Annotated in this window: 19 protein-coding genes; 12 read left to right on the top strand and 7 right to left on the bottom strand. The window is 59.4% G+C overall.

Annotated elements, in window-relative coordinates:
• Positions 1-2: 2 nt before the first annotated feature.
• Positions 3-1,409: a dihydrolipoyl dehydrogenase family protein gene (locus FKM97_RS09800; RefSeq protein ID WP_144292242.1), complete on the bottom strand. Its 1,407-nt coding sequence runs from the start codon at positions 1,407-1,409 to the stop codon at positions 3-5.
• A gap of 69 nt (positions 1,410-1,478) precedes the next feature.
• A complete protein-coding gene (locus FKM97_RS09795; RefSeq protein WP_144292241.1) occupies positions 1,479-2,831 on the bottom strand; it encodes an adenylate/guanylate cyclase domain-containing protein in 1,353 nt (450 codons plus the stop codon).
• Positions 2,832-3,150: 319 nt separating this feature from the next.
• Between FKM97_RS09795 and FKM97_RS09790 the strand changes: the two genes are divergently transcribed.
• Genes FKM97_RS09790 through FKM97_RS09760 form a run of 8 tightly spaced genes read left to right on the top strand, consistent with a single transcriptional unit; the run spans position 3,151 to position 10,925 of the window.
• Positions 3,151-4,221 (top strand): SPASM domain-containing protein, encoded by a 1,071-nt coding sequence (locus FKM97_RS09790; RefSeq protein WP_170240842.1) that lies wholly within the window; start codon positions 3,151-3,153, stop codon positions 4,219-4,221.
• Complete coding sequence (locus FKM97_RS09785) at positions 4,218-5,432, top strand: ABC transporter substrate-binding protein (RefSeq protein WP_205014874.1); 1,215 nt, start codon at positions 4,218-4,220, stop codon at positions 5,430-5,432. Before FKM97_RS09790 ends, FKM97_RS09785 begins: the two co-directional genes overlap by 4 nt.
• An 8-nt stretch (positions 5,433-5,440) precedes the next feature.
• Entirely contained in the window at positions 5,441-7,120 is a 1,680-nt protein-coding gene (locus FKM97_RS09780) for an ABC transporter permease (protein WP_144292240.1), read from the top strand.
• The gene (locus tag FKM97_RS09775; protein WP_144292239.1) at positions 7,117-7,806 is read left to right on the top strand and encodes an ATP-binding cassette domain-containing protein; all 690 of its coding nucleotides are present in this window, start codon (positions 7,117-7,119) and stop codon (positions 7,804-7,806) included. The genes FKM97_RS09780 and FKM97_RS09775 overlap by 4 nt, the downstream gene beginning before the upstream one ends.
• A complete protein-coding gene (locus FKM97_RS09770) occupies positions 7,803-8,513 on the top strand; it encodes a TIGR04283 family arsenosugar biosynthesis glycosyltransferase (RefSeq protein ID WP_144292238.1) in 711 nt (236 codons plus the stop codon). Before FKM97_RS09775 ends, FKM97_RS09770 begins: the two co-directional genes overlap by 4 nt.
• Positions 8,503-9,162 (top strand): TIGR04282 family arsenosugar biosynthesis glycosyltransferase, encoded by a 660-nt coding sequence (locus FKM97_RS09765; protein WP_144292237.1) that lies wholly within the window; start codon positions 8,503-8,505, stop codon positions 9,160-9,162. Before FKM97_RS09770 ends, FKM97_RS09765 begins: the two co-directional genes overlap by 11 nt.
• 54 nt (positions 9,163-9,216) lie before the next feature.
• A complete protein-coding gene (locus tag FKM97_RS26250; RefSeq protein ID WP_170240841.1) occupies positions 9,217-9,369 on the top strand; it encodes a hypothetical protein in 153 nt (50 codons plus the stop codon).
• A 59-nt stretch (positions 9,370-9,428) separates the two neighbouring features.
• Positions 9,429-10,925, top strand: a complete 1,497-nt coding sequence (locus FKM97_RS09760; protein ID WP_144292236.1) for a 4-hydroxyphenylacetate 3-hydroxylase family protein — start codon at positions 9,429-9,431, stop codon at positions 10,923-10,925.
• A gap of 25 nt (positions 10,926-10,950) precedes the next feature.
• Here the strand turns inward: FKM97_RS09760 and FKM97_RS09755 are convergent, their stop codons facing one another.
• Positions 10,951-11,565 carry a MarR family winged helix-turn-helix transcriptional regulator gene (locus FKM97_RS09755; protein ID WP_144292235.1) on the bottom strand — a complete coding sequence of 205 codons (615 nt, stop codon included), beginning with the start codon at positions 11,563-11,565 and terminating at the stop codon, positions 10,951-10,953.
• A gap of 223 nt (positions 11,566-11,788) precedes the next feature.
• On the opposite strand from FKM97_RS09755, the gene FKM97_RS09750 reads away from it, so the two are divergent.
• Positions 11,789-12,337, top strand: coding sequence for a flavin reductase family protein (locus FKM97_RS09750; protein WP_144292234.1), 549 nt, complete (start codon positions 11,789-11,791; stop codon positions 12,335-12,337).
• 19 nt (positions 12,338-12,356) lie between these two features.
• Here FKM97_RS09750 and FKM97_RS09745 read toward each other — a convergent pair whose 3' ends face one another.
• Positions 12,357-13,262, bottom strand: a complete 906-nt coding sequence (locus FKM97_RS09745) for a S1C family serine protease (RefSeq protein WP_144292233.1) — start codon at positions 13,260-13,262, stop codon at positions 12,357-12,359.
• A gap of 281 nt (positions 13,263-13,543) precedes the next feature.
• On the opposite strand from FKM97_RS09745, the gene FKM97_RS09740 reads away from it, so the two are divergent.
• Entirely contained in the window at positions 13,544-14,650 is a 1,107-nt protein-coding gene (locus tag FKM97_RS09740; RefSeq protein WP_246105014.1) for a class I SAM-dependent methyltransferase, read from the top strand.
• Between the two features lie 65 nt (positions 14,651-14,715).
• On the opposite strand, the gene FKM97_RS09735 is transcribed toward FKM97_RS09740, so the two are convergent.
• From FKM97_RS09735 to FKM97_RS09725, 3 genes are all read right to left on the bottom strand, one after another.
• Positions 14,716-15,339, bottom strand: a complete 624-nt coding sequence (locus tag FKM97_RS09735; protein WP_144292231.1) for a cysteine hydrolase family protein — start codon at positions 15,337-15,339, stop codon at positions 14,716-14,718.
• A gap of 12 nt (positions 15,340-15,351) precedes the next feature.
• Positions 15,352-15,624, bottom strand: coding sequence for an SWIB/MDM2 domain-containing protein (locus FKM97_RS09730; protein ID WP_428977900.1), 273 nt, complete (start codon positions 15,622-15,624; stop codon positions 15,352-15,354).
• A gap of 103 nt (positions 15,625-15,727) precedes the next feature.
• Entirely contained in the window at positions 15,728-16,033 is a 306-nt protein-coding gene (locus FKM97_RS09725; protein ID WP_144292229.1) for a hypothetical protein, read from the bottom strand.
• A 193-nt stretch (positions 16,034-16,226) separates the two neighbouring features.
• Here FKM97_RS09725 and FKM97_RS26530 point away from each other — a divergent pair, with 193 nt between their 5' ends.
• Both FKM97_RS26530 and FKM97_RS26525 read left to right on the top strand, forming a co-directional pair.
• Positions 16,227-16,703 (top strand): alpha/beta hydrolase family protein, encoded by a 477-nt coding sequence (locus FKM97_RS26530; protein ID WP_205014873.1) that lies wholly within the window; start codon positions 16,227-16,229, stop codon positions 16,701-16,703.
• A complete protein-coding gene (locus FKM97_RS26525) occupies positions 16,700-17,179 on the top strand; it encodes an alpha/beta hydrolase family protein (RefSeq protein WP_205014872.1) in 480 nt (159 codons plus the stop codon). Before FKM97_RS26530 ends, FKM97_RS26525 begins: the two co-directional genes overlap by 4 nt.
• Positions 17,180-17,200: the final 21 nt, after the last annotated feature.

Raw genomic sequence — 17,200 nt, 5'->3', positions numbered from 1 at the left:
TGCTACAACTGTGGCAGCTTCTGCAACAACCTCACCAGCCACCGGGTGCGGTCGCCGAACAGCGTCGGTTTGTACCATTCGCTGGCCGCCTGTTTGCTGATCTCGGAGAAGGTGGGATAGGGCAGGATCAAGCTGGCAACGTCCTTCAGTTTCAGCTTTTGCTGGATGGCAAGGCCCCAGACGCCGATCATTTCGCCGGCGCCGGGAGCGACGATCGAGCATCCCAGGATTCGACCATTGCTCCGCGCCACAAGCTTCAGAAGGCCCTCTTCACGGCGCTCCGCCACCGCGCGGTCCACACTTTTAAAGGAGTGGACCGGGCCTCTTACATCCTTGCCGAAGCGCTCTCTGGCCTCCGTCAAGGTCAGGCCGACATGGGCAAGCTCGGGATCGGTGTAGGTCACCCAGGGCAAAGCGGAATAATCGACCTTCGCCGGTAGTCGGAAGGCAATGTTGCGGATGACGATGCCCGCGTGATAGCCGGCCACATGGGTGAATTGAGGGCCACCTGCGATATCGCCGATGGCGAAGATGTGTTTCTGGCTGGTCCGAAGCCGCGCATCCGTCTTGATCCCCTTGCCATCGAAAGCGATGCCGGCCGCGTCTAGCCCGAGACCATCCACATTGACTTTCCGCCCGACTGAGATGAGCAGATGAGATCCCTCAAGGCTGCGTCGGGTCCCGGCATGCTCGATCCAGACGCGCGTGCCTGTGTCGAGATACTCGACCGCCTCCACCTTCACATTCTCGAGGATTTCGACACCCTGGGCCTCGAGAGTGCGGCGAACGATCTCGACCAGCTCGGGTTCGTCCTTGGGCAGGATGCGATGTATTTCCAGCACGGTCACCTTGCTGCCCAATCTGCGATGCGCCTGGGCCATCTCAATGCCGATTGGCCCTCCTCCGATGACCACGAGATGGTCGGGCGTCTCGGCGATCGAGAAGATTGTCTCATTGGTCAGGATTCGACGGGGATCCAGCCCCGGTATCGGGGGCACCGCGGCGTGGGAGCCTGCCGCCACGACGAAATATCGCGCCGTGATCGCGGTCTCCCCGGCCAACAGCCGCGTGGCACTTTCGAATGTTGCATGCTGGCGGACGACGTGAACGCCGAGACCCTCAAGGCGCTCCTGGGAATCGTGGGGCGCGATTTGGTCGATCGTCTCCCGGATGTAGTCTCGGATCTGATGACGCGTGAACGCCGGTCGATCGCTGTCCAAATGCGCGCGTTTGGCTAATGCCAGGAGAGCCTTGGACGGGACGCAGCCAGTATTGAGGCAGTCACCCCCCATCAGGCCGGGCTCGATGAGCACTGTCTTGAGTCCGAGCTGCGCCGCGCCGGCCGCGACGGAAAGCCCGCCCGACCCTGCGCCGATCACACACACATCGCATTGCCTATCGGACGTCATCTCGAACCTCTCGCTTTCTTAGAAAGCCACCAGGCTGGTCAGGAAGGTCCATCAAGGGGCGCGAGGACCTCATGACCCAATCACCGCCAATTCGTTCAGGCCGAAAAAATCGGCACGCCGGATCTCGATTGGTCGATCCGGCCGGTAGCCCTGGCTGGTCGCCACGGCAAGGGTCTGCGGGGTCGTCAGCGCCAGTGTTCCGATCTCCTTATTGTACTTTTCGAGCTTGGCGGCGAGATTGACACTGGAGCCGATCACGGTGAATTCGAGATGATCGCCGTCTCCCACCACGCCGAACACCACCGTACCGGCCACGACCGCGCCCCCAAGCGGGCGTTCCGACAGGAGCGACAGGGGGCCGTGCGCCTCACGCCAACTCGCTACGCGGTGGAGGAGTTCATCGACGGCCCGTAATGCGTTCGCTGCATAGGGAGTGCCGTCACTCACTGTCCCAAAGGAGGCCATGATCCCGTCGCCAAGGAATTTGTCGATGGCACCGCCATGGCGGCGAATGATGCTGCCGATCTGTGCCCGGTATTCTGATAGCAAGACGATCACGGTTTCCGGATCCCGGCTTGCGGCCAGATCGGTGAAACCCCGCAAATCGATGAACAGCACCGCGGCGTCGCAACGTCGGCCCTTGCCGATATCGGATGCATGCGACGATCTGATCCGTGTTGCGACCGGCTCATCGAAGAACCGCGAGAAGTTCTGTGCCGCGGCCCCCTCGGCGATTGAATCGATGAGCAGTTTGCGTGCCCGTCGCAGCGCGAGCCAGAGCACGCCCGTTACGATGATGACGGAGAGGATTTTGTCGACCTCCGCCCCGATCAGCACCGAATTGCTCGTGAGATATTCGACATAGTCCCTGGTGATAACCATGCCCGAAGGATCGTACAGAGCCACATAGGCCACCATGACGATCCAGCCGGCCGAACTAATTATTCCGGCGAACAAGACAAACCGTGGCTGAAACCGCAATGCCCGGAGCGCTATGAAGATAAAAATATATAAAAAGGTCGGAACCTTGAGGTAGAATGAGGGAGGCTGGCCGTATTGAACGTGAAAGCTCCATATCAAAATCATTAATAGGCTAATGTCGATCACTATTGAGAGGAATACGAGCCATTCAGGGATAGATTTCTTTAGAAAATAAATCAAAAGGAAGAAATTGATGGCGATATAAATTCCCAGGGCGAAGGGTGTTAGTTGAAAATCCGTGCCGGCATCCGTTTTAGGGGAGATCGCATACAGGAGGGCAAACAGCAATGTGATCGTCAGTTGGATGGCACGGATCAGGATTTCGCTCGTGGCGTCCTGTTTCCGGATGGCGGTGACGACTGTGGCCGGCAAGGCATCGAAGCGGGCACGAGCAGTGCCGCTGCCGATTGCCTCCGCCGCCCTCTTTATGTCTGCCCACATTGGCCTGCCCCTCGTGTCTGCATATGAACTGCCTGCGGCGCGTGCATGGGTCACTGGTGGTAAGTCATCTCCAGGGCTGGAACATTACCATCGGACGCCCCGGATCGGTCTTTTCCTACGGCGTTATGTCATGGCGACTGTAACGACCTGCGATGCCAGCCGACTAAGTCATGCTTTTAGTTCGTGGTCAGTTCTCCTGGGCAGCGAGGGCTGAGTCAAAGCAGAGGACACCGAGATTTCACTGGACCACTTCGTGTTCAGGGACGCTCATAAACCTGCGTAGTGCAAACGAGCAGATCATTCGACATGGAAGATATCAATGGAATCGCTTTACTGGGTCATGTCCTGGGCCTGCCACCGGAAATGCAAACATTGCTATGAAGACAAGTTTCGCCCTTATGTCCGAGATCGGCTCGGCGAGGTGGTGGAGGAAGCCCGGACAAACTTTCCCCTGATCGTCAATAACCTGCCGGGGCGCATGACATATCTCGATCTGGAGGCGCCCCGCCCCGATGGCAGTCTTCCTGAAAAGACCGGAAGAATCATCCTTTCGGGAGGTGAATCGCTGCTCGATCCCATTCGCCTGGCCGTGACCTACCCGCTGATCGAAGCTTTGATCTCGCGCTACCGCCACGCCAGCGGGGTCAAGATCGTGGTCCAAACCACGGGTGACCTCATCACCGAGGAGATCATCGACGATTTGCTTTCGCGAGGGATCTACATGATTTCCGTCTCTGGGATCGATGATTTCCATGTCGGCATGAAAGGCCCCGACAGGCAACGCGCCTTCAGGGACAGGCTCACGGCCATGTTCGATCGTGCCGGCCTCAAAGCCTCCGGCTTATCCGCATCGACCCGCAATTGGCACGAAGAGGATGGCCCTCTCTACAGTTTTTTCGGCGCAACGCCCGACAGCTGGATCGGCAAGCTTTGGCCGCGCGGACGGGCCTGGAGCAACGGCCTATCGACCGCGTCCCTGGCGGATAATTTCTGCAACCGCTGGTCCGGCGGACTGAACTTCCTGCAACATGGCTATTCGGGTTCCGAGGTATCCATCGAACCGACGGGCGATCTCTATCCCTGCTGCGTCAAGACCAAGGTGCCACTCGGCAATCTGCTGGACGAAAAGCTCATCGACATTCTCGAATCCCTGGCCGGAGAGCCAGCGCTCGAGGCGATCTCTATGGGCCACCCGGAGCGCATGGGGATTGCCTATGACTGGTCCCTGGAGCGCTTCCTGGACCGGAGCCGCACCAAGACGCCCCAGGGGAAGGATTATGCCAATCTCTGCATCGGCTGCGATGCGTTCCATGAAGAAGTGTTGGGGCCCATCCTACAAAAGGCAAAAATAAATCGGCGTAGTCGAACCTATCTCGGAGTGCCGGCATGATCGGGTTTCGGTCGATTGGCATGGCGCTGGGCCTCCTAGTGGCATCGCTGTTGACCGCCTCGGCGGCCGAGACCGGCGATTGGCAGGAGGTCTTGGCAAAGGCGCGGGGCCAGACCGTCTATTTCAATGCCTGGGCCGGCGACACGCAGACGAATGATTTCATCGACTGGGTCGGTAGAGAGGCCGAGAACCGCTATGGCGTCTCTCTGCGCCATGTGAAACTCAAGGACACCGCCGAGGCGGTGACACGGGTGGTCGCGGAGAAGGCCGCTGGTCGGGAGGAAGGTGGATCTGTGGATCTGATCTGGATCAATGGCCCTAACTTCCTGACCATGAAGAAGCAGGGCCTGTTGTTCGGTCCGTTCGCCTCGCATCTTCCGAACTGGCGCTTTGTGGACATTGCTGACAAGCCCTCCAACCTCGTCGACTTCACCATTCCCGTCGATGGCTATGAATCACCCTGGCGAATGGCGCAGCTGGTCTTTGTCTTTCACAGTGCGAGGACCCCGTTGCCGAGCCTCCCTAAATCCATGAAGGAAATGCTTGGATGGGCGACGGAACATCCCGGCCGACTGACCCATCCGGATGTCAGGAACTTTCTCGGAGCGACCTTCCTCAAGCAGGCGCTCTACGAACTTGCAGACGATCCCAAGCTTCTGCAAACGCCGGCGACCGAAGAGACTTTTGCGACGGTCACGGCCCCGTTCTGGGCGTGGTACGACAAGCTCAAACCATTGCTCTGGCAAGGCGGGAACGAGTTCCCGAATACCGGACCGGCACAGAAACAACTGCTGAGCGACAATGAAATCGACATCGCGATCTCCTTCAATCCGTCGGAGGCCGCCGTTTCGATTCAGAACGGCACCCTGCCTGACACGGCACGTGTCTATGTCCTCGACGGTGGCACGATCGGCAATACCAGCTTCGTGGCGATCCCCTTCAATGCCGCCCATAAGGAAGGCGCCATGGTGGTGGCCAATCTGCTTCTCGAGCCAGAGATTCAGGCGCGGGCTCAGGACCCGATGACCATGGGCAATTTCACGGTGCTGGATCTCGACAAGCTCGATGCGGCGCAGCGCCAGCTGTTTGAGCGGCCGGCTGATGCGGTAGGCCTGCCGACCAACGCCGAGCTGGGAACGGCCCTTCTGGAGCCTGATCCCAGCTGGATGACCCGCCTCGTCGCCGAATGGCAAATGCGCTACGTCCGGTAGTCCGGAGCATGTGGCTCAGCTTCGCACCGGTTCTCACGCTCACTGTGCTCGGCATTCCGATTGCCCTCGGCTTGGCATTCACGCTGATGCCGGCCTTTGGGATCTTCGCGGCAATCGGAGGGACGGAGCTCTCCCTCGACAGCTGGCGCGCGTTATTTTCGGCACCAGGATTCGCGATTGCCTTGATCCTGTCGCTGACAACCGGGCTCGCTGCCACTGTCATCTCCTTCGTCCTCGCCGTGGGATTCTGCGCGATGGCGGCGCAATCCGCCTTCGTCCAACGGCTTCGGCGATGGCTGGGACCGCTCCTGGCAAGCCCCCACAGTGCCATGGCCTTGGGCTTTGCGTTTCTGATCATGCCCAGCGGGTGGCTGGTCCGCTTCGTGTCCCTGTTCACCGGGAGCACCCGGCCGCCAGCCGAGTTGGTGACCGTACAGGATCCTTCCGGGATCGCATTGATCGCTGGGCTCCTGTTGAAGGAGACGCCCTATCTCGTCTTGATGATTCTTGCCGCCTCGTCGCAGATACCCGTCCGTCAGATCCTGGCGAGCGCCCGCGCCCTTGGGCAGCGCCCGGCCGCTGCCTGGCTCAAGGCGGTATTTCCACAGATCTATCCCCAGATCCGGTTGCCCATCTTTGCGGTCCTGGCTTTTTCGCTGTCGGTCGTCGACGTGGCAATGATCCTAGGCCCAGGAAACCCACCGCCACTGGCGGTGATGGCCACCCTGTGGTTCTCCGATTATGATCTCGATCTCTATTACCCGGCCTCGGCGGCGGCCATCCTGCAACTCCTCCTCGTCGTCGCGTGCATTGCCCTGTGGTGGCTCGCAGAAACACCGCTGGCAGGCGTCGGGCGTCGTCTGATCGAACGGGGTGGCGCCCTGAAGGGGCAGGCAACTGTGACGATGCTGGCAGGGGCAGCAGCGATCCTCGTCGGCGGGATGGGCCTCGCTTCGATCCTCGGTATGGCACTGTGGTCGATCGCCAAAACCTGGCGGTTTCCAGACATTTTGCCCACGGCCTGGCAAATGTCCCTTTGGCTCGATCGCGGGGGGCAGATCCTCTCGACGGTCGTCACGACAGCCTTAATCGCCACCCTGTCCACGCTGATATCCCTAGCGCTCGCCCTCGGCTGCCTCGAAAACGAACAGCGACAAGGACTACGGCCGGGTAAAACCGCACTGTGGCTTTTGTACATGCCGCTGCTGGTTCCGCAGATCGCCTTTCTCTTCGGCATTCAGGTACTGTTGATCCGCCTCAGGCTCGATGGCACCCTCTTCGCCGTGGTCTGGGCGCACATGGTCTTCGTCTTGCCCTATGTCTTCCTGTCGCTTGCAGATCCGTTCCGTGCCCTCGACCCACGCTTTGCTGCCAGCGCGGCAGCGCTCGGGGCAAAGCCTTTGCGGATCTTCCTCGAAGTCAAGCTGCCACTCCTGGCGCGGCCGATCCTCGCCGGAGTGGCAGTGGGATTTGCAGTGAGCGTCGGACAATACCTGCCGACGCTGTTTGCCGGCGCCGGCCGCGTTTCCACCCTCACTACAGAAGCAGTGACCCTTGCCAGCGGCGGGGACAGGCGTGTGATCGGCATGGTAGCCCTGCTGCAATCCGCTCTGCCCTGGGCCGTCTACGGCCTCGCCCTCCTTCTACCCCTGCTCCTGTTCCGCAAAAGGGGGGATCTGTCACGATGAAGGGCATCCAGGCCGCACCGTTCGCTCTCCACCTGCGCGACGTCACGATCACCGTCCTCGGCCGCACCGAGCCCCTCGTCGACGGCCTGTCGCTCATTATAGAGCCAGGAATGGCTACGACGCTCATGGGAGCCAGCGGCTCCGGAAAGTCGACACTGCTGGCCTATATCGGCGGTTTTATCGACCGCAGCGCGTTTCATGCTTCGGGTCAGATCTCGATCGGGACGGAGCTCTTAAGCCACAGACCGCCGGAAGAAAGGCGCCTCGGGGTTTTGTTTCAGGACGCGATCCTCTTCCCGCATCTCTCGGTGGGCGGCAATCTGCTGTTCGGCATCCCACGTACGCGACTGAGGCGACGCGATGCACGCCGCGCGGTTGTGGAAGAGGCTTTGGCAAGCGCCGGGCTGGCCGGATACGCTGATCGCGATCCCGCCACCCTGTCCGGGGGACAGAAGGCTCGTGTCGCCTTGCTGCGCACCCTGCTCGCTGAGCCGCGTGCCCTGCTTCTGGACGAGCCGTTCGGAAAGCTCGATGTCGAGCTGCGCGAGGAGTTCCGAGACTTCGTCTTTTCTCACATTCTCGAGCGGGGCCTGCCGGCTCTGCTCGTGACCCATGATCCGGCCGATGCTACGGCCACCGGGGGCCCCGTCGTCTCCATCGACAAGCCACTGCCGAAGCCTGCATGAATTCGACAAAATTCCAGGGGCTCTCGATCATCATACCGACCCTCAACGAGGGAAAAAGGATCGGCCGCACTCTCCGTAGTCTTGTCCCGTTGCGCGAACGCGGCGCCGAAATCGTGGTCGTCGACGGCGGCAGTTCGGATTGTACCCAGGAAGTGGCTGTGCCCCTGGCAGACCTCGTCATGGGAGCGAGACGGGGTCGTGCCCGCCAGATGAATGCCGGGACAACCGCCTCGAAGGGACACTTACTTTTGTTTCTTCACGCCGACACGGAGTTATCTGAAGAGGCTATGCTGGCGCTGCAATCGGTGTTGGAGAACGAGACGGTAATCTGGGGTCGCTTTGACGTGCGGATCGGCGACGGACATTCCCTCCTCCGCATCGTCGCTGAGATGATGAACCTCCGCTCCCGCCTGACCGGGATCGCGACCGGCGACCAGGCGATCTTCGTCAGGCGGCCAGCACTGGAGGACATTGGTGGTTTTCCCGACATTCCAATCATGGAAGATATCGCTGTGTCGCGGCGGCTGAAATCTTTGGCGCGACCGGTTTGTCTTGGGGAGAAGGTGACGACGTCGAGCCGGCGCTGGGAGAAGAACGGCATCGTGCTGACCATCGCGTTGATGTGGTGGCTTCGTCTAGCCTATTGGGCGCACGTGAACCCCCGCACTCTCGCGCGCTGGTACGGGGTCAATATCGATGCCTCCTGAACCTATCTCGGTCGCCATCCTTGCCAAAGCACCCATCGCTGGATACGCGAAGACGCGCCTAATCTCCGCTCTCGGCGCGAACGGTGCGGCTGAACTTCACGAACGCTTAATTCAGCGGACGGTTGCAACTGCCCTAAAGGCAGCCATCGGCCCGGTTATCCTGTGGTGCGCGCCAGATTGCGGGCATCCTGTTTTTGTCAGCCTCCGCCGGTGCCACGAGATCATGCTACGCGCCCAGGCCGAGGGTGATTTGGGCGATCGGATGCATGCTGCCTTCGTGGCAGGCCCTCCAGCGAGTGCAACACTTCTCGTGGGCACCGACTGCCCAACCTTAACTCCCGAACATTTGCAGGACTGTGCCAACGAACTTGCGTGCAATGACGCAGTCTTTCTTCCCGCGGAGGATGGCGGCTATGTGCTTGTTGGTCTGAACCGTCCTGAAGCGGGGTTGTTCAAGGACATCCCCTGGGGGACGGCCGAAGTGATGGAAACAACGCGTTGTCGGTTGGCGAGCCATGGCCTCGGCTGGAGCGAGCCGACCACGCTCTGGGATCTGGACCGGCCGGAAGACCTGGAGCGTTGGCGCGCCCTTACTGGAGAGGAACCGACCAAACAGCCACAGCTTAACACCTCGCGTGACCGCGGTTGAGACGAACTTCGTTACTGGTCTTGGCCGTTACCATTTTGTCCAAGGCGGCACACATTGCGTTGGACGTTCATCGATCCGTTGATCCTCGCCAAGTTCCCGAAGGATCAACTCGGCATCGAGCCGGGTGACGCATCTGCGTCGGCACTTTTGGCCGATGGCAACCTCACCGCGTTCAAGGCTCACCTCACAGTTGACATTCGCAAATAAATGTACAGAATGTAGCTATTGAGGTGGTTCGCTGCCTTGTCCATTGGAGGATCCGACTGATGAGAACCGCCAGCCAAGTGACTTCGGTGCCGAGCCAGGCGCAGTCCACCTCGATGCGGACGGGCGATGACTATCTTCGCTCGTTGCAGGACGGTCGCGTCGTCTTTGTGGACGGTGAGAAGGTTGCCGACGTCACCAAGCATCCGGCCTTTGCAGCCGCCGCTCGATCGGCTGCCCAGCTTTATGATATCGCCGCCGATCCGACCATGTCTGAGCGGATGACCTACGAATCGCCGAGTTCGGGCAAGCGCGTCCTTCGCGCCTATCAGATCCCCAAGACCCATGCTGATCTGAAGGCAAAGCGACTCGCGTCCGAGACTTGGTCAGAGGCGTCCTTTGGAATGATGGGCAGGACGCCCGATCACGTCGCCGGCTTTTTCTGCGGCTATGCGGCGGTGCCGGAAGTCTTCGCAGCCGGTGGCCAGGAATATGGCGAACGGGTCGTCGATTTCTATGAGACCCTGCGCGAGAACCACCTATGGGCAACCTACGCTATTGTGCCGCCACAAATCGATCGGTCTAAGCCTGCTCACAAGCAGAGCGATCCGACGCTGTATGCCGGCGTGCTGAAGGAAAAGGATGGTGGCATCATCCTGGGTGGCGCTCAGCAATTGGCCTCCGCGGGAATCTATTCCGATTACCTTTATTTGAGCTGCATTCACCCCCTGCAGCCGGGCGATGAGAACTACGCGATCGGCGTTGCCATTCCGATGAATGCACCGGGGCTGAAGCTTTATCCACGTCGGCCCTTTGCCCTGCAGGCTCCGGATTCCTTCGACTATCCCTTGAGCAGTCGTTTCGATGAGTCGGATTGCTTCGTCGTCCTGGATAATGTTTTCGTGCCCTGGGAGCATGTCTTCATTTACCGCAATCTGGCGGTCTGTCGTGATCAGTGGTGGAAAACACCGTCCCATCTCTACGGCAACCTGCAGGCGCAGGCGCGTTATGCAACGAAGCTCCGCTTCATGATCGGCCTTGCCTCACGCATGAATGACACGATCGGCAGTTCGGCTTTGCCGCCGGTTATGGTGCAGATGGGCGAATTGGCAGCTTTGGTTTCCATCGTCGAGAGCATGTTGGAAGCCCAAGAGGTCTTGGCCACCGTCGATGACAAGGGCGTGCTGTGGCCATGCAAAAAGACGCTTTACGCGGTGATGGCGCTGCAATCGGAGATCAATCCGCGCATGATCGAGATCATTCGCGAGCTGACCGGGTCGGCCATGGTGACCCTGCCATCTTCCGTGAAGGACCTGGAAAGTCCGCTGACGGCACCGGACATGGAGCGCTATATGGCCTCCGGCAACAGCACCGCGCGCGATCGGATCAAATTGATGCGCCTTGCCTGGGACTTCGTAGGGTCCGAGTTCGGCAACCGGCATCATCAATATGAGAAATTCTATGGTGGCGCGTCGTTCATCATAAAGCAGAACATGCTTCGCAGCTATGACATGGACCGTGCGACCAGTCTCGTCGATGCTGCCCTCGACATGGATTGAGACCGGGGGCTTGGTCCGTCTGAATTCAGGGTTTCACGCCCTCTCGCATCTCGCGTTCCGCAACCTTGATCTCAGCGATGGCAAGCTCGCCGTTCCTCGATAAGCGGCCGAAAATGGACTGCGCTGCCACCAGATCGGCAGCGTTCAGTCCCGCGAACAGGACGTCATTGATCCGCCGGACCAGGGAGGTGACATGCAACACCATGGCCTCGCCGTCCCCGGTGAGGCTGACAAGGACACTGCGCCGGTCCTTGTTTGCTGCACGTTTGGCTAGCAAACCCAGGCGGATCAACCGGCCGACTTCAGTGGTCACGTGTGTGGGGGCGAGATGGACATATTGCGCCAGCGCCTTGATGGAGATGCCGGCATTGCCCTGACGATAGGCCACACCGATGAGGACTGCAAACTGGGACCCTGTGAGACCCACTGATCTTCCGAAGGCTTCACGGCATGCGGTCAGCCGACCGAGAACTTCTACAATCAGATAGATGACATGGCGGAAGGTATCGTCGCTGCCATTCACCAGGAGGTCGTCATGAGATACGGTTTTCGGAGGGACGAAAGTGGAAGTGTGCTCCCGGGCATCGGCCGACCCGGCATGAGTGATGTTGCCTGAGGGGAGATCTTTTCTATTCGGCATGACGCGCGATATCCCAAGAGAAGTTAGGGTTGAGAGCAGCGGCTCCGATTCGACAGTCCTACAGTCGCGAGCTTCGCCACACACAGGCCGGACTTCGATCTGAAAAGTGTACTAAACATAGCTAAATTTCGTAAGTATAAATTCGGCGTGTCAGCTCTGCAGAGGTTGCATGTAGATTTTCTTCCCCGAAATTTTTGGCCATCCTATCTCTCGGAATCATCACATGCCGTCAGAACCTCTTTCCGTCGAAAATGGCCACCAATTGCGCGATGCCTTTGGACTTTTTGCGACGGGGGTCGTCATCGTGACAGCGATGGACGGCACCGAGCGACTTGGAGCAACTGTCAGCTCGTTCACGTCGGTTTCGCTGGATCCACCTCTCATTTCCTTCAGCCTCGCCCGTACTGCTAAATCCTTTGCCGCCTGGAACAGGGTGAGCGAATTCGCTGTCAGCGTTTTGGCCGAAACGCAGTCTGACCTCTCCACGCGCTTCGCAAGAAGCCTCGGCGACAAGTGGACCGGCGTCGGCGTCGAGCCCGCCCGTGCTATTCGCGCCGATCTCATTAGCGGGTCTCTGCTGTGGCTGGAATGCAAGGTCTATAGTCGCTGCGATGGGGGCGATCACGTCATCATTCTGGGGGAGCTGCTGGCCATGGCGCGCGCAGACAGTGCTGCACGGCCACTCCTTTTTTATGGAGGAGCTTACCGGCATCTCTCTGATGCGGATCGTGAGATGGTCCCCGAGTCGGCCTTGTGGCTTCACGGATGGTGAAGGCGGGTTGGTCTCGATGTCACTGAAGCATCGGCTTTCTCAAGAAGCTGCTGCGATCTGCGGACTTGATCCGCAGCCAGGTCTCGCGACCGTCTCGCAGGATTCTCATCGGCACTTCCGCTCCCGCTGGTCCGCTGTCCCAGACCTTTCGATAAAAATCGGCTAGGCCGTCAACTTTGCCGTCGCGAACGTCGGAGATCACATCTCCCTGCCGCAGGCCTGCCTGTTCGGCAGGGCCTCCGTCGGCAACGCTCATGACGATGACCTCACCGTTGTTTTCAGCCGTGTAAGCTCCGAGCCATGGCCGCGGCGGCTTGTTGATCTGGCCCTGTGTCAGCAGATCATCCAGAATTGGCAGCAACAGGTTGATAGGAACGACCATGTTGACATCGGCGGTCTCTCGCCGCCGGCTCATCTGCAAAAGCAGCGAGCCGATACCGAGCAGCCTGCCATTGGCGTCGACCAGTGCGGCTCCTCCCCATGACGGATGGGCCGGTGCAATGAAGATAGCCTCGTCAAGCAGGTATTCCCAGTAGCCGGCAAACTCCTGTTTGGCCACGATATGCGCCTGGACCGCACGACCGGTTCCGTCGGCGAGCACCACGGGATCGCCGATCTCGGTGGTGGCCGCGTCTCCGAATTCCAGGGCAGGCAGCCCAAGTGTTCCGAGCGGCTGGACCAGGCCGAACCCGGTCTCCTGATCGTAAGCCAGCACATGGCCGAGAACAGCTTTGCCATCCTTGCTGGTCAGCCAGATCTCGTCAGCCTCGGTGACCAGATAGCCGATCGTGAGGACAAGCCCGTCGTCGCGAATGACAACGCCGCTGCCCTCTCTCAGGGTCCCCAGGGTCTCGGCCGTGAAGGCATCATCCGGAATGGATGATCGCACTGCCACGATTGATCGCAAAAAATGATCGATATTCATGCTTTCATCCTGACATCGCATGGCGCTGCGGGTCGTAGCGCCCGCCAAACTCACATGCATATGGTCTTATATAGGGAGGAAACCACCCGAGCCCCAATCCCATGTCTTGAGGTGTCGTACGGACGCGGTACGAACTTTCGGGATGTCGCTGGGCATCGGTTTTCTGACAATTTACCAAACGGCCTGTTCATGTTCTGGACAGAATTTCTGAGATAAATAGGTTTATGTCTTCGATGATATCGAAGCAGGATCAATAAAAGAACTATCAGTCAGGTAGAAAAATGTCGATGCATGCAGAAGCGATCGAACAGGGTGCAGAAATGCAATCGTTCGATACTCAAAAGTCGGAGAAATTTGCTGAGCGGATGCTTGGCGTGTTTAATGACGCGGCGCTGACCCTTATGGTCTCCATCGGCCATCGCACGGGACTGTTTGATATTTTCGCCGAGCTGGAATGGGTGAGCAGTTCAAGGCTGGCATCGGTTGCCAAGTTGGACGAGCGCTATGTGCGCGAATGGCTGGGGGCCATGACCACGGGTGGCGTGGTCCTCCACGACCCCGAGAACGGAACCTACCAGCTCCCAAAGGAGCACTCGGCTTGGCTGACGCGCACCGCCAGTCCAAACAACCTTGCTGTCACGGCACAATGGATTCCGCTTCTGGCCCGCGCTGAAGACAAGATCGTTGAACGCTTTGAGCATGGCGGCGGCACGCAGTACCATGATTATTGCGGCTTCCATCACGTCATGGCCGAGGAGAGCTCGCAGACGGCGGTTGCGCCGCTGTTCGATAGTATCCTTCCGCTAGTTCCGGGATTGGAGATGCAGCTTGCGCGCGGCATCGATGTCCTCGACGCGGGCTGTGGCTCGGGCCGGGCGTTGCAAGCGATGGCGCAGCGCTTTCCGCAGTCGCGCTTCACGGGATACGATCTTTGTGCCGATGCCTTGGACGGTGCCCTCAGGGAGAGTGACCGTCTGGGCCTGAAGAATATCCATTTCGAACAGCGTGATCTGACCGCCTATGATGAGCCCGGTCGCTTCGACTTCATCACCACCTTCGATGCGGTTCATGACCAGAAGGATCCCTCAGGCATGCTGCGCGGACTTGCTCGAGCCTTGAAGCCGGGCGGCGTCTATCTGATGCAGGACATCGGCGGCTCCAGTGTCTTGAGCCGCAACGTGGATCACGCCATGGGAACATTCCTCTACACCATCTCCTGCATGCATTGCATGGCGGTTTCCCTGGGCCAGGGCGGGGCGGGGCTCGGTGCCATGTGGGGTGTGGAGCTGGCGGAACAGATGCTGGGCGAGGCAGGCTTCGTGAAGATCGAACAACATCGACTGCCTCACGATCCCATCAATGTCTACTTCGTCTCGCGGCGCGCTTAGCCCCTGAGTTCGGATCCCTTTCCTCGACCTCGGCTGGGCGGGGGGAGGGGCCCGAGCACCGTCAATCAGTCTTGACTGCGCCAATGATTGATAATGAGTTGTGTTTTTACCGTCTCGACCTGCTGTCCATAGCGTCGATGATAAATACCTAACTGGGCGTCGTGAGTTTCATCCGATGAACTGCAGAGCGCATCTGTCGCGATGATGACCCGGTAGCCGCGGTCGATGGCACCCAGCACTGTACTGAGCACGCACACGTCCGTTTCTCCTCCACTCACAATGATGGTATCGATCTTTCGACGCAGGAGTCGCTCTTGGAGATCCGTTTCGACCCAAGGTGAATAGACCCTTTTGTCGAGAAGCTCAGCCGGCGGAACGAAGCGGTGCAGCGCGGGAATGAGTTCGACCATGTCGCGGCCGAGGCGCTCGATCGTCATCGATGACCACCGCTCATAATAGCGCTTCCAAGTGCCCTGGCCCACCCCAACCTTTTCCGCGGGGATGAAGCGCGTGAACATGGTGGCCTCGGGAGCGGTCTGCACCAAACGCAGCACGTTCGGCACCACCCTGTTCATCCATGGCGTACGCCAGGGGGTGTTCTCGGCAAATAATCGCTGCATGTCGACGCACAGATGCAGGCTCCTGTCACCAATGCTGCCGAAGCGGAGGCGGTTCTTGTCCAGCACCACGTGGCTCGCCGCTTATTTTTCGGCGCTCAGATGCTTGGATAAGATCTTATTCATCTCGAACATGGAGACCTTCTTCGCGCCAAAAAGGCTCTCTAGCTTGTCATCTGCGAGGATCTCGCGGCCGTCCTTTGGATTCTGGAGCTTGTTCTTCTTGATATAGTCCCACATGCGACTGACGACCTCGCCGCGTGCCAGAGGCTCCTTGCCGACGATTTCAGCAAGTTGCGCCGATGGTTTTACGGGGGTATGGATGGCATCTGCCTTGCCATCGCGGTCGGCCTTCACTGCAGCGTCCTTTTTGGCCATTGGTCGTTCCCTTCGATGCGTGTTTCGTGGTTTCGGCAGGTGAACAGCTTCTGGCAGCCTAAGTTCCCAGTTAGGTCTGTCTTCAGACCTGATCGTTGTGGGGCTTCTTTGTCTCGCCCACGCTTTTGGCCATTTCCGAGAAATTCGACAGCCACTTGTCGCCACTTCGCGCATTCGCCAGTTGCAGCAGCCGAAGTGGAAAAACGATCGCATCTCGGTTCGCCGGACTAAGCTCCTCGGTACGATCGTCGCCCAGCGCGGCCTCTTCCGCGGAGCGAAGCGCGATCTCGACTTCGCCGCGAGTGAGCAGCCCTTTCTCGACAAGAGCACGGTTGACTGCGGCGATGGCGAGATACAATCCCTCCAATTGCAGATTGGCAGTATTCATGTTCCGGTGGATCCCTCGTAAGAAGCGTGCACGTGACGCAAGTCGAAATCTGGTTCGAGGAGAATTCCCCTACCGATTTACGAACCCTCGACCGGTGCACTCTGTTCCCGGCGGCGGGATTTCTTAGGCGCATTTCCTGGCAGTCGACAGGGGACGGCGATCCGGGGAAAATGACGACCACGGGAGGACAGCAATGGTCAATCTTGTGGATTTTGGGAGTTTTTACGTCGGCGGAAGGCCCTTGGTGGTCAGCGGTAGGCAGAAGCAACGCATCTCCTATTCGAGCGGCTTCAAGGATGTTGAGTATGACCCGAACGGTCAATTCTGGGCTGAGCAGGCCTATGTCCAGTATTTCATACCCGCGGAACGTCGATTCGAGACACCTTTGCTTCTGGTGCATGGTGGGGGACTTACCGGGGCCTGCTGGGAGACGACGCCCGATGGCCGTCCAGGCTGGTTGACTTCTTCCTTGCGGCAGGCGTTGCAACTTATGTCATCGACAACACCGAGCGGGGCCGTTCTGGCTTTTGTACGCATCCGGGTGTCTGGGCGGGTCAACCAATCATCCGCAGCGATGAAGAGGCCTGGCTTCTCTATAGGTTTGGCCGGCCCGCGGATTTTGCCGCCCTCCGTCCTTTCGTCGGTCAGAGATTTCCCGTCGACAGGATGACAGAGCTGTCGAAGCGCACCGTGCCGCGTTGGGCGGCAAACGGTCCCTTGATGTTGGCCGGTTTGGAAGCCGCCATCGATCGGATCGGATCCTGCTTCATCCTCGGCCATAGCCAGGGCGGTGGCTTGGCACTGCATGCCACTCTCTCTCACCGACAGGTGCACGCGGTGGTCTTGCTGGAGCCTCACGGAGTGCCGGGCTCCTTTGACCCTGCGCAGGTCGCCGGGCGATCCTGCCTGACGATCATGGGCGACTTCATCGACGAGGCAGCGGAATGGCATACCCTTGATGAGCAAGCAAAGCGCGCCCACCGCAGCTGGAATGAAGCGGGCGGCACCTCGTGGCTCATGGAACTGCCTCAACGCGGCATCAAGGGCAACTCCCACATGCTGATGATGGACAACAACAGTGATCAGGTGGCGGGTCTTGTGCTGGAGTGGCTCGATGGCGAGAAGGCTGCCGGCCGGCTAATGTGAACCGTGCCACCTGAAAGCTAT

The organism is Rhodoligotrophos appendicifer (genome assembly GCF_007474605.1).
In the GTDB taxonomy this organism is placed as follows: Bacteria; Pseudomonadota; Alphaproteobacteria; order Rhizobiales; family Im1; genus Rhodoligotrophos; species Rhodoligotrophos appendicifer.
The sequence above is the reverse complement of the archived record's forward strand: the minus strand, read 5'-3'. Positions and strand labels throughout refer to the sequence as shown.

Bases quoted from the DNA above. Each gene is read 5' to 3' on its own strand.
- FKM97_RS09800 (WP_144292242.1), bottom strand. From the start codon at position 1,409: ATGACGTCCGATAGGCAATGCGATGTGTGTGTGATCGGCGCAGGGTCG.
- FKM97_RS09795 (WP_144292241.1), bottom strand. From the start codon at position 2,831: ATGTGGGCAGACATAAAGAGGGCGGCGGAGGCAATCGGCAGCGGCACT.
- FKM97_RS09790 (WP_170240842.1), top strand. From the start codon at position 3,151: ATGGAATCGCTTTACTGGGTCATGTCCTGGGCCTGCCACCGGAAATGC.
- FKM97_RS09785 (WP_205014874.1), top strand. From the start codon at position 4,218: ATGATCGGGTTTCGGTCGATTGGCATGGCGCTGGGCCTCCTAGTGGCA.
- FKM97_RS09780 (WP_144292240.1), top strand. From the start codon at position 5,441: ATGTGGCTCAGCTTCGCACCGGTTCTCACGCTCACTGTGCTCGGCATT.
- FKM97_RS09775 (WP_144292239.1), top strand. From the start codon at position 7,117: ATGAAGGGCATCCAGGCCGCACCGTTCGCTCTCCACCTGCGCGACGTC.
- FKM97_RS09770 (WP_144292238.1), top strand. From the start codon at position 7,803: ATGAATTCGACAAAATTCCAGGGGCTCTCGATCATCATACCGACCCTC.
- FKM97_RS09765 (WP_144292237.1), top strand. From the start codon at position 8,503: ATGCCTCCTGAACCTATCTCGGTCGCCATCCTTGCCAAAGCACCCATC.
- FKM97_RS09760 (WP_144292236.1), top strand. From the start codon at position 9,429: ATGAGAACCGCCAGCCAAGTGACTTCGGTGCCGAGCCAGGCGCAGTCC.
- FKM97_RS09755 (WP_144292235.1), bottom strand. From the start codon at position 11,565: ATGCCGAATAGAAAAGATCTCCCCTCAGGCAACATCACTCATGCCGGG.
- FKM97_RS09750 (WP_144292234.1), top strand. From the start codon at position 11,789: ATGCCGTCAGAACCTCTTTCCGTCGAAAATGGCCACCAATTGCGCGAT.
- FKM97_RS09745 (WP_144292233.1), bottom strand. From the start codon at position 13,262: ATGAATATCGATCATTTTTTGCGATCAATCGTGGCAGTGCGATCATCC.
- FKM97_RS09740 (WP_246105014.1), top strand. From the start codon at position 13,544: ATGTCGATGCATGCAGAAGCGATCGAACAGGGTGCAGAAATGCAATCG.
- FKM97_RS09725 (WP_144292229.1), bottom strand. From the start codon at position 16,033: ATGAATACTGCCAATCTGCAATTGGAGGGATTGTATCTCGCCATCGCC.
- FKM97_RS26530 (WP_205014873.1), top strand. From the start codon at position 16,227: ATGGTCAATCTTGTGGATTTTGGGAGTTTTTACGTCGGCGGAAGGCCC.
- FKM97_RS26525 (WP_205014872.1), top strand. From the start codon at position 16,700: ATGACAGAGCTGTCGAAGCGCACCGTGCCGCGTTGGGCGGCAAACGGT.